This window comes from Idiomarina sp. Sol25 (assembly GCF_033052775.1).
In the GTDB taxonomy this organism is placed as follows: Bacteria; Pseudomonadota; Gammaproteobacteria; order Enterobacterales; family Alteromonadaceae; genus Idiomarina.
In genome coordinates this window covers 257,190-275,107 of record NZ_JAUPEW010000002.1, presented here as the reverse complement: position 1 = coordinate 275,107, position 17,918 = coordinate 257,190, and the positions used below count along the sequence as shown (strand labels likewise).

Annotated in this window: 13 protein-coding genes; 6 read left to right on the top strand and 7 right to left on the bottom strand. The window is 47.4% G+C overall.

Annotated elements, in window-relative coordinates:
• Positions 1 to 186: 186 nt before the first annotated feature.
• Both Q5L94_RS05440 and glpQ read left to right on the top strand, forming a co-directional pair.
• Positions 187 to 1,239 carry a cysteine synthase A gene (locus Q5L94_RS05440; protein WP_317497429.1) on the top strand — a complete coding sequence of 351 codons (1,053 nt, stop codon included), beginning with the start codon at positions 187 to 189 and terminating at the stop codon, positions 1,237 to 1,239.
• Complete coding sequence (gene glpQ / locus Q5L94_RS05435) at positions 1,232 to 2,251, top strand: glycerophosphodiester phosphodiesterase (protein WP_317497428.1); 1,020 nt, start codon at positions 1,232 to 1,234, stop codon at positions 2,249 to 2,251. Before Q5L94_RS05440 ends, glpQ begins: the two co-directional genes overlap by 8 nt.
• Here glpQ and Q5L94_RS05430 read toward each other — a convergent pair.
• Both Q5L94_RS05430 and Q5L94_RS05425 read right to left on the bottom strand, forming a co-directional pair.
• A complete protein-coding gene (locus Q5L94_RS05430) occupies positions 2,226 to 2,693 on the bottom strand; it encodes an N-acetyltransferase (protein ID WP_317497427.1) in 468 nt (155 codons plus the stop codon). The two genes, glpQ and Q5L94_RS05430, sit on opposite strands and share 26 nt — an antisense overlap.
• Positions 2,683 to 4,143, bottom strand: a complete 1,461-nt coding sequence (locus Q5L94_RS05425; protein ID WP_317497426.1) for a RimK family protein — start codon at positions 4,141 to 4,143, stop codon at positions 2,683 to 2,685. The genes Q5L94_RS05430 and Q5L94_RS05425 overlap by 11 nt, the downstream gene beginning before the upstream one ends.
• A 143-nt stretch (positions 4,144 to 4,286) precedes the next feature.
• On the opposite strand from Q5L94_RS05425, the gene Q5L94_RS05420 reads away from it, so the two are divergent.
• The gene (locus tag Q5L94_RS05420) at positions 4,287 to 4,793 is read left to right on the top strand and encodes a DUF2062 domain-containing protein (protein WP_317497425.1); all 507 of its coding nucleotides are present in this window, start codon (positions 4,287 to 4,289) and stop codon (positions 4,791 to 4,793) included.
• A 2-nt stretch (positions 4,794 to 4,795) separates the two neighbouring features.
• Entirely contained in the window at positions 4,796 to 6,547 is a 1,752-nt protein-coding gene (locus Q5L94_RS05415; RefSeq protein ID WP_317497424.1) for a TIGR03545 family protein, read from the top strand.
• 12 nt (positions 6,548 to 6,559) lie between these two features.
• Here Q5L94_RS05415 and Q5L94_RS05410 read toward each other — a convergent pair whose 3' ends face one another.
• From Q5L94_RS05410 to Q5L94_RS05400, 3 genes are read right to left on the bottom strand one after another with little or no spacing between them, the layout of a single operon-like run.
• A complete protein-coding gene (locus Q5L94_RS05410) occupies positions 6,560 to 7,738 on the bottom strand; it encodes a homoserine O-acetyltransferase family protein (RefSeq protein ID WP_317497423.1) in 1,179 nt (392 codons plus the stop codon).
• On the bottom strand, positions 7,735 to 9,351 hold the full coding sequence (locus tag Q5L94_RS05405) for a long-chain fatty acid--CoA ligase (protein ID WP_317497422.1): 1,617 nt from the start codon (positions 9,349 to 9,351) through the stop codon (positions 7,735 to 7,737). The genes Q5L94_RS05410 and Q5L94_RS05405 overlap by 4 nt, the downstream gene beginning before the upstream one ends.
• Before the next feature lie 35 nt (positions 9,352 to 9,386).
• A complete protein-coding gene (locus Q5L94_RS05400; RefSeq protein ID WP_317497421.1) occupies positions 9,387 to 10,679 on the bottom strand; it encodes an SLC13 family permease in 1,293 nt (430 codons plus the stop codon).
• A gap of 214 nt (positions 10,680 to 10,893) precedes the next feature.
• Here Q5L94_RS05400 and Q5L94_RS05395 point away from each other — a divergent pair, with 214 nt between their 5' ends.
• Positions 10,894 to 13,101, top strand: a complete 2,208-nt coding sequence (locus tag Q5L94_RS05395) for a TonB-dependent receptor (protein WP_317497420.1) — start codon at positions 10,894 to 10,896, stop codon at positions 13,099 to 13,101.
• 98 nt (positions 13,102 to 13,199) lie between these two features.
• Positions 13,200 to 13,850, top strand: coding sequence for a response regulator transcription factor (locus Q5L94_RS05390; RefSeq protein WP_317497419.1), 651 nt, complete (start codon positions 13,200 to 13,202; stop codon positions 13,848 to 13,850).
• On the opposite strand, the gene Q5L94_RS05385 is transcribed toward Q5L94_RS05390, so the two are convergent.
• Positions 13,824 to 17,171, bottom strand: coding sequence for a PAS-domain containing protein (locus Q5L94_RS05385; protein WP_317497418.1), 3,348 nt, complete (start codon positions 17,169 to 17,171; stop codon positions 13,824 to 13,826). The two genes, Q5L94_RS05390 and Q5L94_RS05385, sit on opposite strands and share 27 nt — an antisense overlap.
• A 2-nt stretch (positions 17,172 to 17,173) precedes the next feature.
• Positions 17,174 to 17,788, bottom strand: coding sequence for a trimeric intracellular cation channel family protein (locus Q5L94_RS05380; protein ID WP_317497417.1), 615 nt, complete (start codon positions 17,786 to 17,788; stop codon positions 17,174 to 17,176).
• Positions 17,789 to 17,918: the final 130 nt, after the last annotated feature.

The following is a 17,918-nucleotide window of genomic DNA, read 5'->3' as shown; positions in this document are numbered from 1 at the left end:
TTTTAATTCATGAAGCGTGCCATAACTTAAATTTCTGATATTTATGGATAAATAATGCTCTCGTGATTTTTCTGCACAAAAAACGTGCGCTCCTTTTGTGCATTGCACCAAAAGTGCTATTGAACCAAAAGAGTACAGGGGAGATACTATTTACCTACAGTAGCGAATGATAAAAGGTGCAGTGGCATGAGAGTTGGCGCGCGGCAGAGCGATCTTATCGGGCAGACGGATTTACTTCGTATACCGTCGCTGTCTGATTTAACCGGATGCGATATTTTTATTAAATGCGAGTTCCAGAATCCGGGCGGCTCCATTAAGGATCGCGCGGCTAAGCAACTGATTGATGACGCTATGGAACGCGGCGAATTAAAGCCGGGTATGACGGTGGTTGAAGGTACTGCGGGTAACACCGGTATTGGTCTGGCTGTGGTGGCAAAGTCTTATGGCTTGCGTATGTTAGCGGTTATGCCCAATGACCAGACGCCGGAAAAAGAGCGCATGATCCGCTTGCATGGTGGTGAGCTAATGTCGGTTGACCCGGTTCCCTTTAAAAATGAAAACCACTTTTACCATACCGCTCGGCGTTTAGCGGAAGAACGCGATGATTGCTGGTGGGCTAACCAGTTTGAAAACACCAGTAATGCTCGTGCGCATTACCTTCATACCGGCCCCGAAATATGGGAGCAAACCGAAGGAAAAATAGACGTTTTAGTGTCTGTGGCCGGAACCGGCGGCACCATTGGCGGTAACTCACGTTTCTTAAAAGAACAGAATCCGGGGCTGGATGTTTGGGTGGTTGATCCGAATGGTTCCGGTATTTATGAGTTTTTACGCAGTGGTGAGTATGTGTCGAATGGCGGCTCTATGACCGAGGGCATCGGCATTATGCGGTTAGTCGATAATTTCCGCCAGGCACGCATTGATCACGCGGTCAATTTGCCCGATCAAGATTTAGTGACCCTGTCACGTTATATCAGAGACGAAGATGGTATTGTTCTGGGGAGTAGCTCGGCTCTGAACGTTGCTGGCGCATTGGCTGCGGCTTTACGAAAAGGTCCGGGGCACCGCATTGTGACCTTCTCCTGTGACTTAGGTGAACGTTCAGTAAGTAAACTGTACAACCCGGAATATTTGCGCGGACGCGGGTTAAACCCTGATCCGGAATCCATTGACGTATTAATGAAGCGTTATCGCGAGCTAGGCGATAAGGTATTAGAGGTTAACTGGAACAATGACTAAACGTATCTTCGGGTGTTTGTTTTTATTGGTATCAGCAACCGCAGTTCAGGCGCAGGACGAGATGCCGGATGCACCGTTTCATGACCTTAAAGTTCCGCAGTTCCTGGATATTGCGCATCGTGGCGCATCCGGTTATTTACCCGAGCACACTCAGGCCAGCGCCGTTATGGCTCATGGTCTGGGAGCGGATTATATAGAGCAGGACGTGCAACTGAGCCGCGATGGTGTTCCGGTGGTTCTGCATGATGAAATCCTGGATCATGTGACGAATGTGTCGGAGGTGTTCCCGGAAAAACACCGGCCTGATGGCCAATACTATGTGGTCGATTTTTCCTTGGAAGAACTTAAGCAGTTAACCATTGTTGCCCGGCATAAAGATTATGAGCTGGTTTACCCTAAGCGGTTTTCTCACCCTGACGTTCAGTTTCCGATACAAACACTGGATGAGGAAATCAAACTGATTCAGGAGCTGAACCGCGTCCGGAGTATGTCGACAGGCATTTATGTCGAGATCAAATCTCCGCGCTGGTATCAGCAGCAAGGGTACGATGCGACGGCGGCAGTGATGTCTGTTTTAGCCCACAACGGCTACCACGACAAACGCCCGACACCGGTTTATCTGCAGTCTTTTGACCCGGAAGTGCTACGTCGCTTAAAGCGTGAATTTAACTGGGACTTTCCGTTAATTCAGCTGGTGGGCGACAATAACTGGGGAGAAACCGATATTGATTACAGTGCGATGCGCACTGGCGCCGGGCTGGAGTCAGTAAAAAGCTACGCTGAAGGTATTGGCTTGTGGGTAAATCACGTATTGACCGGAGTGTCGGAGAACGGTGAGCCTGAATGGGGCAGCGTTTTAAAGTCTGCGGAAGAGAAAGGCCTGGATGTTCATGTTTATACCCTTCGGGCCGATAACTTACCAAAAGGTGTGGAGTCTCATGCGCAATTACGCCAGTGGTTAAAACAAGCTGGCGTAGAAGGCGTATTTACTGACTTCCCGGATAAAAAGTAAAACGCATTTTAAAACCGTCGCTGCCGTCATCGTAGTATTCCGGCAGAATATCGATGGTTTCGAAACCACAGCTTTGATACCAATGAATAGCGGCTTTGTTGTCGCTTTTCACTTCCAGCGACATGGCATTAGCGCCGCTGCTCTTCGCCTCGCTCAGTATCTTGTTCATCAGCAGGTTGCCTACTCCTAAACCACGAAAACTCTGAGCTACGGCTATGGAGTATAAGCGCCATACTTTGCTGTTACGCCGGGTAAAGGCAATAGCGTACCCGGCTAAATCATTACCTGAACGTGCTACCCAACAGTAATTGTGGCTGGACTCAATTACCCGCTTAAAACTGCGACGGCTAATACAGCTGTAATTAAAAGTCGCACGCTCTAAAGAGATTAATTGTTCAAGGTCATTTTTGTTTGCCCGCCCAATGCAAAACTCAGTATTCATCCAGGCGTCGCCCAAAATCAGCCATAATCAGCCGGTAAAGCTCATAGCCTAAGTGTTTGTCTTCCACACCAGACTCAATTGACGGGTTGTCATTAATTTCAATAACTACCGGGCCTTGTGGTGTTTGCTTAATATCCACACCGTACAGGCCGTCGCCAATTAAGCGAGTTGCCTGTAATGCCAGACGCACCACATCTTTAGGAGCCTGATGCACGCCTAAAGTGGAAAAAGAACCGCTTTTACCACGGGATGACGATTCGCTGTGATTATAAATTTGCCAATGGTTACGCGCCATAAAGTACTGACACGCATAGATGGGGCGGTTATTCAGCACACCAATACGCCAGTCGTAGTCGGTTCTCATGTACTCTTGCGCCAGCAGTATAGTGGACTGCTTAAAAAGCTCCGTTGCTACTTTTTTAAACTGGGCTAAGTCTTCTGCTTTTTCCACGCCAATAGAAAATGAGCCGTCAGGAATCTTCAGCACCACCGGATAACCCAGGCGCTCGCCTATTGCTTCGTAATCAATTTCTGACTGACTCAACAAGAGCTCTGTTTTTGGTGTCGCCACCTTATGTTTATCCAGTAACTCTTTTAAGAACACCTTATTGGCACACTTAACAATGGATTCCGGGTGGTCAATAACGACCATACCATTGGCTTCGGCTTTTTTTGCAAAGTGGTAGGTGTAGTGGTTAATGCGGGTGGTTTCCCGTATAAAAAGCGCATCAAACTCCAGCAAACGGTTGAAGTCGTTTGCGGTAATCAGCTCGGCTTCAATGTCGGCCTCTTTCGCGGCTTTAATAAATTGTGCCAGCGCTTTTTTGTCGCTGGTTGGAATGGCCTCGTCCGGGTTATACAAAATGGCCAAATCAAAACGGTATTCTTTGCGGGTACGCGCTTTGCGCCACACACGTTTACTGAAATGATCCAGTGAGTTACCAAAAAAGCTTTGTTGTTCGTCCGTTAACTGGTTCAGTGCACCTGAGGTTAGTTTGTTAATGTGCCAGCGGCCATTAAATTCCAGCTCAACTTTTAAAATAGGGCAGGCGTAGCGCTCAAATATTTGGCGCGCAAAAGAAGCGAGCTCAGGCTGTTCGCATAAGCCAAAACAAATCAGTAACGACAGGGAATTTTCGTCACGGCTCTGCAAATATTTAGTGAGTGATCGGTCGGCGGTATTAATCAGTAACTGATAGTGAGAGAAGTTACTCAGATCATTAATGGTCGCAACCGACGGCATAACTTTTTGTCCACGAGCCTCTGCCAGCAGACTAACATAATAGCCGGTTGACAGGTAAGATAGGTCGTTACACAAATTTAAGACATGATAACGACTCTGCAAGTGTGCTGATTGTAAGTATTCACTTGCGGTGAGTAAGCTTTGACTTGGGTAATAAGGCTGCCAGTCGGCGGCATTATCTATGATAAGGTGAACGTGTTGCTGCATGTCGTAAAGTACTCAGAAGCCGTTAAAAATTATATAAGTTATTTGCTTATTATTTGCGTAATAAAAGCAACTCACACTATATTAGAAAGACGACGGATAACAAGCAGATTTGCTGTTTTATCTTTATCAAAGGAGTCAGGTGAATGCTGACAATTCTGGCAAAGCTGTTAAAAGCTTTGAATTCTGAAACCAGTGCCTGGGCACTGGCGTTAGCTGTAGTATTAGGAATGTTTATGGGGATAACACCGCTATGGCGAATTCATAACTTAGTCATTTTATTGGCGGCGCTAATATTTCGCGTAAACCTCAGTCTATTCATTGTGTCTTTTGGTATTTTCTCGGGTATTGCTTACCTGCTGGACCCCTGGTTCCATAGTGTCGGTTTGAGCTTATTAGAAGCGTCAGGCTGGCAGGGCATTTATGAAGCACTGTATGCGACTGCATTAGGACGCCTGTCCATGTTTAATCATACTATTACCATGGGCAGCTTTGTTATCGCGTTGATTGCCGCGCCGGTAGTCGCAGCGTTGAGTTACTGGGTTATTGCCAATTATCGTAAAAGAATTCAGGCTCGAATAATGAAACTACGCGTGGTGCAGGTTATTCGCGGTAGCCGTTTCTGGCAGATTTATACGGACTTGAGGGGGTGAGTATGAAGCGCAGTATCATTCGCTGGCCAGGATTGGCCGTTTTCGCCGGGTTCGTATTGTTGTTGGTCGCTATTTCCTGGTTGTTTCTGGACGCTATTATAAAAGTCACATTAGAGCATACGCTGGGAAGACTGAACGGCGCTGAGGTTAATATTGAGCGTGTCGAGCATACTTGGGTGCCCTTATCCCTTACCATGGCTGGTATTCAGGTGACCGACCCTAACGAACCAAAAAATAACCGCGTTCAGGTTGGTGAAGCTTCAGCTGACATTAGCCCTACAGAAATAGTACTTGGCCGAACATTAATTGAACAGCTGACTATGACCGGCGTGCGTGTTAACCAGCCACGAGAAAGCGAGGGTGACGTTTATGTCATGCCAGACAAAGAAGATGTACAAAATTGGGCTAACCAGTCCTGGGATAAACTGACCACCTCCTTACCTTCTGTGGACGAAATTGTCAGCCAGGTTGATTTACGTACGGAAACGGTGATTGGCGAAGCAAAAGCAGCCTATGAACAGCAAGAACAAGAGGTTAAAGCCGCCAGAGAAGCTTTGCCGAGTAAAGATAAGATAAAAGAATACGAAGAGAAAATTAAGCAGATAACCGAAGGCAAAGTGGAAGGTCTGGGGGATATTGCGGCAAGAAAAAAAGCTTTAGATGAGTTAAAAGACTCGATTCGCACAGACAAAGAAGCTGTCAGCAATTTTCGTGATGAAGTGAAGCAGGCGAAAGAGGTGGTGCAACAGCAGATAGCCGAACTTAAGAATGCGCCGGGTAATGATATTGACCGAATTAAGTCGTTTTTCAGTATGGACGGAAGCGGTTTAGAGAACGTGACTGGCTTGTTATTAGGCGAAAAAGCCCGGGAGTGGAGTAAGTACGTACTTCTGGCCTATGAACAGCTGGGTCCTATGCTGGCGCGTTCGGACAATTCTGCAACGGTAGAGCCGGTTCGCGGCGAGGGGCAGAGAATTTCCTTTGCTGATGACAACGCACCGCCGGAGTTTTTAATTAAGAAGGCGCGCACTGAATTTATGGTTGGCGGTACGGTTATTGATGTCGACTGGCAAAATATTACCCACCAACACAATTTACTGGGTCAACCGACAACCTATCAGGCTCGTGCCGATAACAGTGACTTGTGGAATGCGTTTAACCTTAATGGTGAATTGTCGCTGACAGATCTGGGCATTGATGCGAAACAACAATGGCAGTTAAAAGGTGCAAAACTGAATAACCTGGGGCTTAGCAACAGCAGCGAACTCAGTGCCAATATTTTGTCGTCCATGATGGACAGTGATGGAACCGTGTTAGTTCGTGAGAACAAACTGGACGGCAAAGCCATGGTACGCATGCTGAAGCTTGATTTAGAAGCCGAAGGCAGCAGCAAACTGACCTCTGCGGTTGCGGGTGCTTTAAAGCAACTACAGCGGTTAGATATTACCACTAACATTGGCGGCGATATTCAACGGCCATCGCTGAGTTTTGAATCCGATTTAGATGACCAGCTAGGCGATGCGTTGGCTCAATCCGCGATGGGTGAAGCCGACGAAAAACTGGCCGAAATAAAAGCAGATCTTACTGCCAAGGTTTCAGAGCAATTAGGTGGTCAGCAAGGTTTGTTGGAAAACCTCACTCAATGGGACAATGAGTCTGGTGAACAGAGCAAGCAACTAGAAGAGCTTTTAAAAGCTAAAGTCGGAGACAGTCTTAAAGATAAACTTAAGGGCCGCCTGTTTGGCGGCTCTTGAGTCTCGTCCGGGTTACTCTGTAGTTAAAAACTCGCTGAGTAGCCCGGCTTTTTGTTGAATAGAAAACAACCCGTTTAAATGTCCCCAGGGACCACTAATTTCTTCGTATTGAACTTCTTTACCCATTTTCCTGAGCTTGCTTGAAGTTTGTTCTGCCATGTAGGGCATTAACAGCAAGTCGTTACTGGAGGGAAGAAATAGGGTTTTGGCTGAAATATTTTCCAATCCTTGTTCCAGAGTTTCCTGATGACCAGCTACAAACAACTGGTTCGCCCGCACTAGGTAAAGAATGTGGTTCGCATCAGCCAAAGGTGCGCGCTCACGGCTGGCTCCGTATAACCATTTTACTGCGGGCAGTTCATTAGTTACCGACTCCAGTCCTTTCTCAGGTAGAGTTTCCTGTTTAGGCACTGCCTGGTTAATGTACTCCGGATGCATAGCACCGTGGGTGATCATCGCCTGTGCCATAGTAATGCCGTCTAAAGGTGCGTCGCCGTCATAGTAATCACCGCCGTTCCAGTTAGGGTCCAGCTTAATGGCTTGTGCCCATTGTTCCAGCCCCATAATGGTCCAGGCGTCCAGTGAGCCTGCGCCGATGACGGACACCATGCGTTCAACCCAGTCCGGATAAGCTGCTGCCCATTCAATGGCCTGCAATGACCCCATGGATGCACCAATCACCGCGTGCAGCTTATTAATGTCTAAATCTTCCAGTAGTGCTTTTTGCACGTTCACAAAATCGCGAATGGTGACTACCGGAAAGTCCAGTCCGTAGGGTTTCCCCGTGTCCGGGTTAATACTGGCGGGGCCTGTAGTAATAACACTGGGCAGGTTAGGGTAGGCGTTGACCAGTGAATCGACGCTGATAACGTAGTATTTGTCGGTATCAATGGCTTTGCCGGAGCCAATAATGGCATCCCAGTAGCCGGCTTGTGGGTCATCCTCGCTATACTTGCCCGCCGCGTGGCTGTTCCCGGAAAAGAAGTGAGTAATCAGAATAACGTTGTCTTTAGCTTCATTGAGTTTGCCATAGGCTTCCCAGCCTACTTTTACGTCTTTAATTGTTTCTCCTCCATGGGTGGTATAACTATCCATGGTAAAGCTTTGTTTTTCGACCCACTGGTCAGCGCTTAGCGGTAAGCTGATGAGCAGCACCGTCAGGCTTATAAAAGTTGTCCATAGCCGTTTCATGATTGGTTCTCCTGTAAGTAATTCTGGTATTGCTCACGTAATGTATTTTTTATTAGTTTGCCGGTTCCGGTGTGCGGCAGTTCGTCAACAAACACCACGTCGTCCGGCATCCACCAGCGTGCAATTTTTCCATTTAAAAAGTTTTTAATGTCCTCTTTCGATAAATTTTCACCTTTATTCAGTACAACCAGCAGCAGCGGGCGCTCATCCCATTTAGGGTGTTTCACACCAATCACGCAGGACTCATTAACGGCCTGGTGCTGGCTGACAAAGTTCTCTATATCTAAAGAACTTATCCACTCGCCACCGCTTTTAATCACATCTTTTTTCCGGTCGACTACTTTCATAAAGCCTTCTGGATCGATAACAGCAATGTCACCTGTAGCTAACCAACCGTCGGGAAAGCTACTTAAATCGTCATTACGAAAGTACTGCGAGGCTATCCAGTTTCCCCGGACTTGCAGTTCACCGCGGGTTTCGCCGTCGTTTGGCAAGGGGGTGTCTTCGGCATCGACAATGCGGTGTTCAATACCGAAAACCGGGCGTCCTGCTGTCGTTTGTAATTTGTATTGTTCATCTTTGGGGCGGCGAATGATGTCGGCCTGCGGCGGCACCGAATGAACCAGAGGTCCGGTTTCTGTCATGCCCCAGATAGGCTGCCAATAAACATCGTATTGCTGATCGTAAGTTTTGACTAACCCCATTGGTGACGCCGCGCCGCCAACACAAACACGTTGCAGCGAGGGAATGTCCAGTTGCTGTTCGGTTAAATAGTTGTGCAAAGTTAGCCAAATAGTGGGAACGCCTAAGCCAACCGTGACTTTTTCGCTGCGTATCATATCCGTCATGGCTTCACCTGAAGTGCCATCGCCGGTAAATACTAACTTGCAGCCGGATAATGGGGCTGCATATGGAGCACCCCAGGCGGCTACATGATACATAGTGACCATAGGCATCAGTACGGTATCGCAGCGTAAATCCAGCATGTCGGGACTAACGGTTGCCTGCGCGTGTAATACCATAGCACGGTGCGAAGCCAGTACGCCCTTGGGGTTACCTGTGGTTCCCGAGGTGTAACAAAGCAATGCGGCGTTGTTTTCATCAACCTCCGGCCAGTCAAAGGTAGTGGGTTCCGGCGTTAAAAGCTCTTCATAGCAGAGCACGTTTTTCAGCTGTGTCTCCGGCATATGGGCTTTGTCTGTCATCACCACAAAACCTTTCACTTCCGGGAGCTCTTCTTCAATGGATTCCAGTAGCTTGACAAAGCTTAGGTCGACAAACACCCAGCCGCTCTCTGCATGGTTCAGTATCCAGGCAATTTGTTCGCCGAATAAGCGAGGGTTAACGGTATGCATGACTGCGCCGCTGCCACTTACGGCATAATAAAGCTCCATGTGACGGTAGGTATTCCAGGCCAGACTGGCTACTCGTTCGCCGGGCTGTACACCCAATTTTTTTAGCGCATGAGCTACTTGTCCGCTTCGTTGCCAGCAATCTGCGTAGCCGTAACGGTGAATATCCCCTTCCAACCGCCGTGTGACGATTTCCTGTTTGGGGTGGCGGTTTGCTGCAAATTTCAATAAGTCGATAATTTGCAGCGGTCGTTTCATCATATTTCCTAACATGGTCAAATCCCCTTACTGCCGGGTTACAGCATGAACAGTCCAATGGCCACGGCCAGACCCATTAATGGCACCACAACAGTAACTGCGGCAACTGCCCAATAAGCAGCGCTGTGCTTCTCGTTACAAATAGCGCGAATAGTTGTGACCACGTAACCGTTGTGAGGTAAAGAGTCGAGCGCACCTGAAGATATCGAAACAATGCGGTGCAGTTGCTCCGGGTTAACGCCTGCGGCCATATAATGCGGACCGACTTCAGGTAATGCGATAGCCTGGCCACCGGATGCCGAGCCGGTTAACCCGGCAATAACGCTGACAGCAACTGCGGCGCCGACTAATTCATTGCCAGGCAAGCTGGTCATGGCGGTAACGGCAGCATCAAAGGCTGGTGTAATTTTGGCGATACTGCCAAAGCCAACCACTGCAGCGGTATTACCAATTGCGACTAATGCCCCGGTCGTGGCTTCATGAATGGCGGTTTGTGGTTTATGAAAGTGCTTAAAGTTTATGACTGCAATAGCAATTACACCGCCCAGCAAAGCAACGATCAGGGCGTTCTGTTGCAAGGTGTCGTGAAAGGTGAAAGAGAGCCCCAGTACAACTAACAGTGGAATTAAGCCGCTAATGGGTGAAGGCAACTTGCGTTCCAGCAATATCGGGTCGCCTTCACGCGCTTCGAATTTTTCACCATTTGCTATGGCGCGGTTAATTATTTTTCTTAACCACCAGTAGCCGAAGGTTGCCATTAATACGGCGACCACCAGACTAACTTCCCAGGCAGCATAAGGCGAAGTGCCTAGGTATTTAACTGGAATCCAGTTTTGGATTTCCGGTGACCCTGCTGAGGTCATAGTAAAAGTAACAGACCCAAACGCCAATGCGGCCGGAATAAAACGACGAGGTAAGTTGGCATCTTTAAATAAACTGAGCGCCATTGGATAAACCGAAAAAGCGACAACAAACACGCTGACACCGCCGTAGGTTAGAATTGCGCAGGCTAACACCACTGCGAGCACAGCTTGCTTACGACCTAACTTATTGATTATCCAACGGGCGACACTGTCGGCAGCACCCGTGTCTTCCATGAACTTACCAAACATAGAGCCGAGTAAGAACATAAAGAACCAGGCTGCGACAAAGCTGGCAAAACCATCCATATAGGCGCTGACGAAGTTGACCTCGCCGGTCAGTAGCGGCACTCCGCTACACAATGCAACTATAACAGCGCATAGAGGGGCACTGATAAACAGGTTCATCCCTCTTAAAGTGAGTACGATAAGCAACACAAGGCCGCCAACCAAACCAATCATACTTAACATGAGTTACCTCGCAACGAAAAGAAAACGGGCCATGCTCTGAATCGCTGCATGGATGTATTGTGCGTGATAAAGGGATTTGACCCTATAGTACTATGGTACAGATCACAATCTTAACAATTTGCGCTAGGTTAATAAGCAGCCATGACTCTGAAACGCTAAATTGCTGTAAATACAAATAACAAATACAACGACATTATTTGTCAGGGGAACAACAATGAAACAACCCAAATTTCAGAAATCACTCATTGCAGTAGCGGTAACAACGTTGCTTAGTAGTCCTGTGGTTCTGGCGCAGCAGAGTGAAAATGCTGCAGTTGAAGATGGCAAACTAGAGCGAATTGAAGTGACCGCACGCCGTACCAACGAGAGCTTGCAGGAAGTACCAGTGTCAGTCAGTGCTTTTGGCGAACAAGAACTGGAACAAAGTGGCATTGAAGACATTACCGAGCTGCAGTTTAAAATGCCCAATACCACTTTTCAGGTCAGCCGGGGCACTAACTCTACTTTAACGGCTTATATTCGGGGTATTGGTCAGCAGGATCCGCTTTGGGGATTCGAGCCTGGCGTCGGTATTTACATTGATGATGTCTACGTCGCCCGGCCTCAGGGCGCCGTATTAGAAGTACTGGATGTGCAGCGTGTGGAAGTTTTGCGTGGACCGCAGGGGACTTTGTACGGTAAAAACACCATTGGCGGAGCGATGAAATATGTGACCCGCGAGCTAACTGGCTATAATGAGCTTGAAATAAAAGGCACAGTGGGTACTCATAATCAGCGTGATTTAAAAGTATCAGGTCAAACTGCGCTGGCAGATAACTTCTTTATTGGTGGTGCTTTTGCCACTTTAAACCGTGATGGTTTTGGTGAGTTCGTTAATACTGGCGCTGAAAACTATAATAAAGAGTTAATGACAGGGCGTATAAACGCAAAATGGCTTGCTTCCAAAGATGTTTCCGTGAAGTTTGCGGCAGACTGGACGCAGGATGATTCGAATGCAAGAGGTGGTCATCGCTTACAACCGAGCCTATTAAGCACAGAACCTGCATTGGACGATGTGTTTGATTCTTACACCGCAATGCCAACCGACAACAGCGTTGAAACCGAGGGGTACTCAGTAACTGTCGATTGGGATATTGATAATTCCTGGGCGTTTAAATCGGTGACGGCATATCGTGAAGGCAATACCGATACAAATATTGATTTTGACTCGACGGTGAACCCGGTCTTATTAGTGCCCGCAGTTTATGAAGACGAACAGACTACGCAGGAATTTCAGTTAAATTACAGCAGCGATAGATTTAACTTCATTAGCGGACTTTATTTTTATGAAGGTGAAGCTTGTGGTGCTTTCGGTACCGTACTCGGCTTACTGAACTTAACTATTGATAACGGCGGTTGTGTTGATACCTCAAGCGCTGCTTTGTTCGGGCAGGGGACTTATCAGATAGATGAGCAATGGGCTTTAACCCTGGGTGGTCGATACACTCGTGATGAGAAAGATGCTGATGTCTTCCGCTATACCTATGCCGGCGTAAAATTTTTGGATCGGGGTGATTACTCAGCGGATCCTATAGCTGTAAACTCGGACTTTAGTACAAAAGCAGACTGGAGCAAGTTTTCTCCGCACGCGAGTATTCGCTATCAAATGGATCAAAACTTGATGTTTTATGCAAGTTACAGCAATGGTTTCAAATCGGGTGGGGTTGATATGCGTGCGGACGTGTCGCTAAACCCAGACGCCCAAAACCCTTATGACCCAGAAATAGTCGACACTTATGAAATTGGCGTGAAAAGCGAGCTTCTTGATGGTCGTTTAAGGCTCAATGGGGCAACGTTCTATTCTGACTATCAGGATATGCAGGTAACTGTTCAGCGCGCTGTTCCTAACGGTGTGGCTTCACAAGTATTGAATGCGGCGGATTCAACTGTGAAGGGGGTAGAGCTAGAAAGTAGTTTTGCTGCAACATCAACACTGAACTTTACGGGTTCCATTGGTTATATTAATGCAGAATTTGATGAAGTCGCGTTCTTCAATCCAAACACTCAGCAAGTCGAAGATGTTTCAAATCGTTGGTCATTCCCCAATACGCCAGAGCTAACAGCCAATCTTGGTTTCAATCAGGAGTTCACTCTATCAGGTGGGGCTCTCGTCTGGTCAGGCGCTGTGTCTTACCGAGATGAAACTCAAATATTTGAAGAGCCGTCGCCGCTGGATGAAGAGTCCTATTCATTGGTAAATACCAGTTTAGTTTGGTACTCAGATTCGTCGAATTGGACGGTTGGTTTGCATGCAAAAAATGTGTTTGATAAAGAGTATCGCTTATCAGGATACAACTTTGGCTCAACCTTTGGAGAAAATATTGTGACTGGCTATTACGGTAATCCTCGTACTGTATCGCTGTCAGTTGGTTATCGCTTCTGATGCTTTTGCCAGCGCTACCGTCTTCATAGGTATCGCTGGCTTTTTTCTTCTAAGTCGATAGCATGGTCATGAAACAACCAATAACGTTAGCAGGAAATATGGCCAGAGCAATTATCGCTGATGATCATCCGCTTTTTCGAGCGGCAATGAAGCAGGCACTCAGCGACAGTTTAAAAAGCGAGATTATTGAAGCTTCCAGCTTTTCTCAGTTGGAGCAATTACTGTTGCAGTTTCCCCAAATTGAATTGGTTTTTCTTGATCTTTCTATGCCGGGTAACAGGGGACTTACCGGACTCACTGTTTTGCGAAGTCAATTTCCTGATATTCTTGTCGTTATTGTTTCTGCTAATGAAGATACTCGGGTTATACGTCAGGCAATGGCATTGGGGGCAAGTGGCTATATTCCCAAATCAGTGCCCTTACCGGAATGGCAAACGGCAGTGGCTACCGTATTAGCCGGAGACAACTGGCTACCTGAGTCAATGCGGGCTATTAACTTATCTGAACCCGATGCCGAGATAAGTGATTTCGCAAATAAGTTAGAACAATTAACTCCGCAGCAGTTCAAGGTTCTACAATGCATCGCAGATGGGTTGCTGAATAAGCAAATCGCCTACGAACTCGGGGTTCAGGAAACCACCATAAAGCAGCATGCTTCTGCAATTCTGCGCAAACTTAAATGCGTTAACCGCACTCAGGCGGGAATCTTATTTCGACAAATGCTAGATACGTCGGATACGTTTGAGTAACCGCTTCAACGCGCCGCTTTTCAAGGGTTTTGGAATAAAATGCGCGTTAATCTCTAACGCTTGTTCCCGCAATAGTTCATCGGGATCGGCAGAGTTTATAATCGCTGGTGTATCGGTACCCCACGCTTTTCTCATTGCAATGACCAATTCAACCCCGGTGTTGCCGTTATCTAAATGATAATCCGCTAAAATAAGATCGCAGGGGGTATGCGTGCTCGCCTGTCTTAAGTCTGCGGCGGTCTGTGTTTCGGCGCCCCAGTCAGTTAATAGACCAGCTGTCGCCGCCAATACCTGAGGGTCGTTATCAATTACCAGAACTCGCATACCTCGGAGTAACTGTTCATCAATTGAATAATTTTGAATAGCCACGGGCTGTGGTTCTTTCTGCCAGCCAGCTACAGGCAGTGTCAGACTAAAAGCGGTTCCTCTCCCGGGGCTGGAGGACAAACTCAAATCTATTTTCAAAAGCCGACACATTCGCTCTACAATTGATAGGCCAAGGCCGAGTCCGGGATTATCACCACTGGACTGCAATTGATGAAATTCCCGGAATATCTCTTTTTGTTTGTGTTCAGGGATACCAGCACCAGTATCGATGATACAGATTGTCAAAGAGTTTTGGTGCCGACGGAAACCCAATACAATTCGGCCCTTCTCAGTGTAACGCAGGGCATTAGAAAGTAAGTTCTGAACAATGCGCGTTAACAACTTTCGGTCAGTGTTTACCAGAGCTGAGCTTTTGTGGTAGCTAAGCTGTAAGTGCTTTTCTTTTGCCATCATCTGGTAACGTTCAGCTAAGGGCTGTAAAGCCTGGTCAACAGAAAAGAGTTGGTGATCCGGCTGTAAGTTCCCTGTGTCCAGTTTGGTCATGTCGAGCAGCATGGTGAGCAGCTCTTCAGCATGTTCTAGCGACCGTTGAATGTTTTGTGCCAATGGCAAATGTTGCTCTGGAAGCCGGGACTGCAGCATCTCGCAAAATAAGCTGGCAGCGTTAAATGGCTGCATTAAGTCGTGACTTACCGCGGTGAAAAACCGAGATTTACTCTCATGGGCTCTTTCTTCGGCCTGCTTTGCTGACAGTAGCTGTTGGGTACGCTCATCAACCCGATTTTCCAGTTCTTGGTTAATTTTCTGCAGCTGTTTCTGTGCCTCAATTCGTTCGGTAATATCGCTGTAGGTGGTGACAAAACCGCCTCCTGGCATCGGATTCCCCTGTAGCTCAACGGTTAGAGCGCCCTGCTGTCGTTGGTAATGATAAGCGCTCCCTGCCCGCAAGTAATTTAGGCGTTTTTGAATTTCACCTTCAACATCGCCGTTTTCAGTGGTGTTTAGAAGGCCGCGTTTGGCGTTATAACGTAATAGCTCTTCAACGGGCATACCTGAGCGGACTAAGCCATCAGGATAAGCAAAAATTTCCAGATAACGTCGGTTCCAGGCAACTAACCTGAGTTTCTGATCGACGACGCTGATACCTTGTGGAATATTTTCAACCGATGCCTGCAGCAGTTCGCGGTTGAACTGATAAAGGCGGGAAGCTTCCGTAGCCCAGTCAACAACCCGGGATACAGGAAACTCCTGTTGTTCAGACACAGTGTCCAGTAGTAACCGGCTGGCTGAAGTGCCAATGACAGCTGACAGTTCACGCTCGATACGAACTAGCATTGGTGCAGGGACCATCGACTGGCCTTCTGGAGTGAGTAAGTCCATTCGTAAGCGCTGTTGAATAGAAGCGAGTTGTTGGTCGTCATAAAATCGTGAAAGAAGAGAACGCAAACGAGCCCAGGTTAGGCTGGGCTGCTGAACATAACTATCGCTGTTGTCCAGTTTAGGTGTTTCAGCCTGAACATTTCGGCTGATAACAGAAAATAGCCAGAAACAGACCAAATTTGCACCAAGGCTTATAAGAACACCATTAGCAATATCGATATCTGAAACTTGCGGCTGGCGCCCGATAGAGGGAATGAGTAGCAGTGTTAACCACAAGGTTGTGCCCACGGCTAATCCGGCTAATACGCCTGTTTGTGTGGCGTTGCGCCATACCACTGTGGCTAAGATAGCCGGAGCCAACTGGGCCAGCAGTGCCAGAGACAGTAGCCCTGAATTGACCAGCGGCATAGATTCGATAGTGGCCTGATAATAGAGGTAGGCCATCAACATAACCACGACCATTGTCATACGGCGAATGTAGAGAATGCGGGTGGGTGTGAAGCTAAATTGTCGGAGCTTTTGTCGTGTCATGCGCAGCCAGACGGGCATGATAACGTCGTTAGAAAGCATAATACTCAGTGCGAGCAGCGCGATAATCACCATGCTGGTGGCTGCTGACAAACCGCCAATAAATGCGACAAGCGTGATGCCGGGGCTATCCATTATTAACGGGATGGCGAGCATAAAGGTATCTTGACTGGCCTGCTCCGGAGCCAGGAGTAGAGCACTTAATGCCAGTGGCAATATAAAAAAATTAATAGCAAAAAGGTATAAAGGAAAAGCCCAGCGCGCAGTTTTTAATTCATCGGAATGGGTGTTCTCGACGTAGCTGACATGAAACTGCCGCGGTAGACAAAACATGGACAGTCCGCCAAGCAACAAGTGTACGACGAAGACGTAACCTCCGTATTCGCGTCCAGCCAGAACTTCCTGAGTATGTGTGGTTTGAAAACTTGTCTGAAAAAGGTCGGCCAGTCCATCGAATACGGTATAACTGGCAAATAAACCGACAATAATAAATGCAGCAAGCTTTACCAGAGACTCGAAGGCTATGGCGTCCATCAATCCGGAGTGTTGTTCTGCCAGACTCAGGCGGCGCGTACCAAACAGAAAGCCGAATCCGATCATGGTTAAAGCAACCAGAAAAGATAAATCAAACCGCCAGGACGGGTTGTTATCAAAACCTGTAACAGCAGCGAAGCTTGAGGTGACAGCACGAAGCTGTAGAGAAATATAAGGAACAACGGCTATAAAAGCGGTAATGGCAACGACACCGGCCAATACGGGGGATTTACCGTAGCGAGTGCCGATAAGATCCGCAATAGATGTGATGTTTTGATGTTTGGCGTAGTTGAGAAGTTTTAGTTGTAGGCCGTGCAGCAAAATAAAAACAATAATCGCGCCCGCGTAGGTTGGCGCAAAAGCCCAACCATAATAAGCCGATTGGGTTATGGTTCCAAAAAAAGCCCATGAGGTGCAATGTACCCCTTGTGCTAACGAATAGCGGTAGGGTTTTACACGGTTGGATGCAGCACGGTCACCGCGGTAGGCAATGCTAAACAGAATCGTTAAATAAGCAATTGCGGCAAAAACGGTGACTTCGATGCTCAACATGACTAATGATCCTGATGATCACGAAAAACCGTCAATGACCAGTTAAACTTTATAGCGCCTAGACGAATGAGCAAAGTTGAGGTCATGCCTGCAGCTAGCGCTATTAAAGGTTGGTAGGGCACGAGCGCGACATAAACGGTGGCGCCGATAAGACAGGTGGTTGCGTACAGCTCGCTTTTCAAAACCATGGGGATATCGCGCGCCAGAACATCGCGCAACATACCACCAAAACAGGCCGATATAGTGCCCATGATGATAGCGATAAAGGGTGGGAAACCGGCTGATAGTGTTTTCTCCGCGCCCATAGTGGCGAAAAAGGCCAGGCCAATAGCATCTGCAACCATGAGTGTGTTCATGGGAATATAGGCTTTAAATCGCAGCCATATAATGGTGAGCAGAGCGGCAACAATTATGGTGTATAGATAGACTGGGTCGTGGGTCCAGAATACCGGCAAGCCAAGAATGAGATCGCGCGTTGTACCGCCACCAATCGCTGTCGCTGAGGCTAAAACCAGTACACCAAAACCATCCATCTTTTTGCGAAACGCTAATAACGTACCGGCTACCGCAAAAACCGCGACACCGGCATGGTCCGTCCAGTAAAATATTAATTCCATGAGTCATCAAAAAGTAGCAATGGTATGACTTAGTTTGTCATTAACCTTTATAGATTCCCAGCATAAATTGATTGGCTATTTGGACTTCATAATTTTATGATGGCATCAATTTAAAAGCTGCTATTGAGCT

Excerpts from the sequence above, each read along its gene's own strand:
- Q5L94_RS05400 (WP_317497421.1), bottom strand. The coding sequence starts at position 10,679 with ATGTTAAGTATGATTGGTTTGGTTGGCGGCCTTGTGTTGCTTATCGTA.
- Q5L94_RS05410 (WP_317497423.1), bottom strand. The coding sequence starts at position 7,738 with ATGAAACGGCTATGGACAACTTTTATAAGCCTGACGGTGCTGCTCATC.
- Q5L94_RS05395 (WP_317497420.1), top strand. The coding sequence starts at position 10,894 with ATGAAACAACCCAAATTTCAGAAATCACTCATTGCAGTAGCGGTAACA.
- Q5L94_RS05415 (WP_317497424.1), top strand. The coding sequence starts at position 4,796 with ATGAAGCGCAGTATCATTCGCTGGCCAGGATTGGCCGTTTTCGCCGGG.
- Q5L94_RS05390 (WP_317497419.1), top strand. The coding sequence starts at position 13,200 with ATGGCCAGAGCAATTATCGCTGATGATCATCCGCTTTTTCGAGCGGCA.
- Q5L94_RS05420 (WP_317497425.1), top strand. The coding sequence starts at position 4,287 with ATGCTGACAATTCTGGCAAAGCTGTTAAAAGCTTTGAATTCTGAAACC.
- Q5L94_RS05430 (WP_317497427.1), bottom strand. The coding sequence starts at position 2,693 with ATGAATACTGAGTTTTGCATTGGGCGGGCAAACAAAAATGACCTTGAA.
- Q5L94_RS05380 (WP_317497417.1), bottom strand. The coding sequence starts at position 17,788 with ATGGAATTAATATTTTACTGGACGGACCATGCCGGTGTCGCGGTTTTT.
- glpQ (WP_317497428.1), top strand. The coding sequence starts at position 1,232 with ATGACTAAACGTATCTTCGGGTGTTTGTTTTTATTGGTATCAGCAACC.
- Q5L94_RS05405 (WP_317497422.1), bottom strand. The coding sequence starts at position 9,351 with ATGATGAAACGACCGCTGCAAATTATCGACTTATTGAAATTTGCAGCA.
- Q5L94_RS05425 (WP_317497426.1), bottom strand. The coding sequence starts at position 4,143 with ATGCAGCAACACGTTCACCTTATCATAGATAATGCCGCCGACTGGCAG.
- Q5L94_RS05385 (WP_317497418.1), bottom strand. The coding sequence starts at position 17,171 with ATGTTGAGCATCGAAGTCACCGTTTTTGCCGCAATTGCTTATTTAACG.
- Q5L94_RS05440 (WP_317497429.1), top strand. The coding sequence starts at position 187 with ATGAGAGTTGGCGCGCGGCAGAGCGATCTTATCGGGCAGACGGATTTA.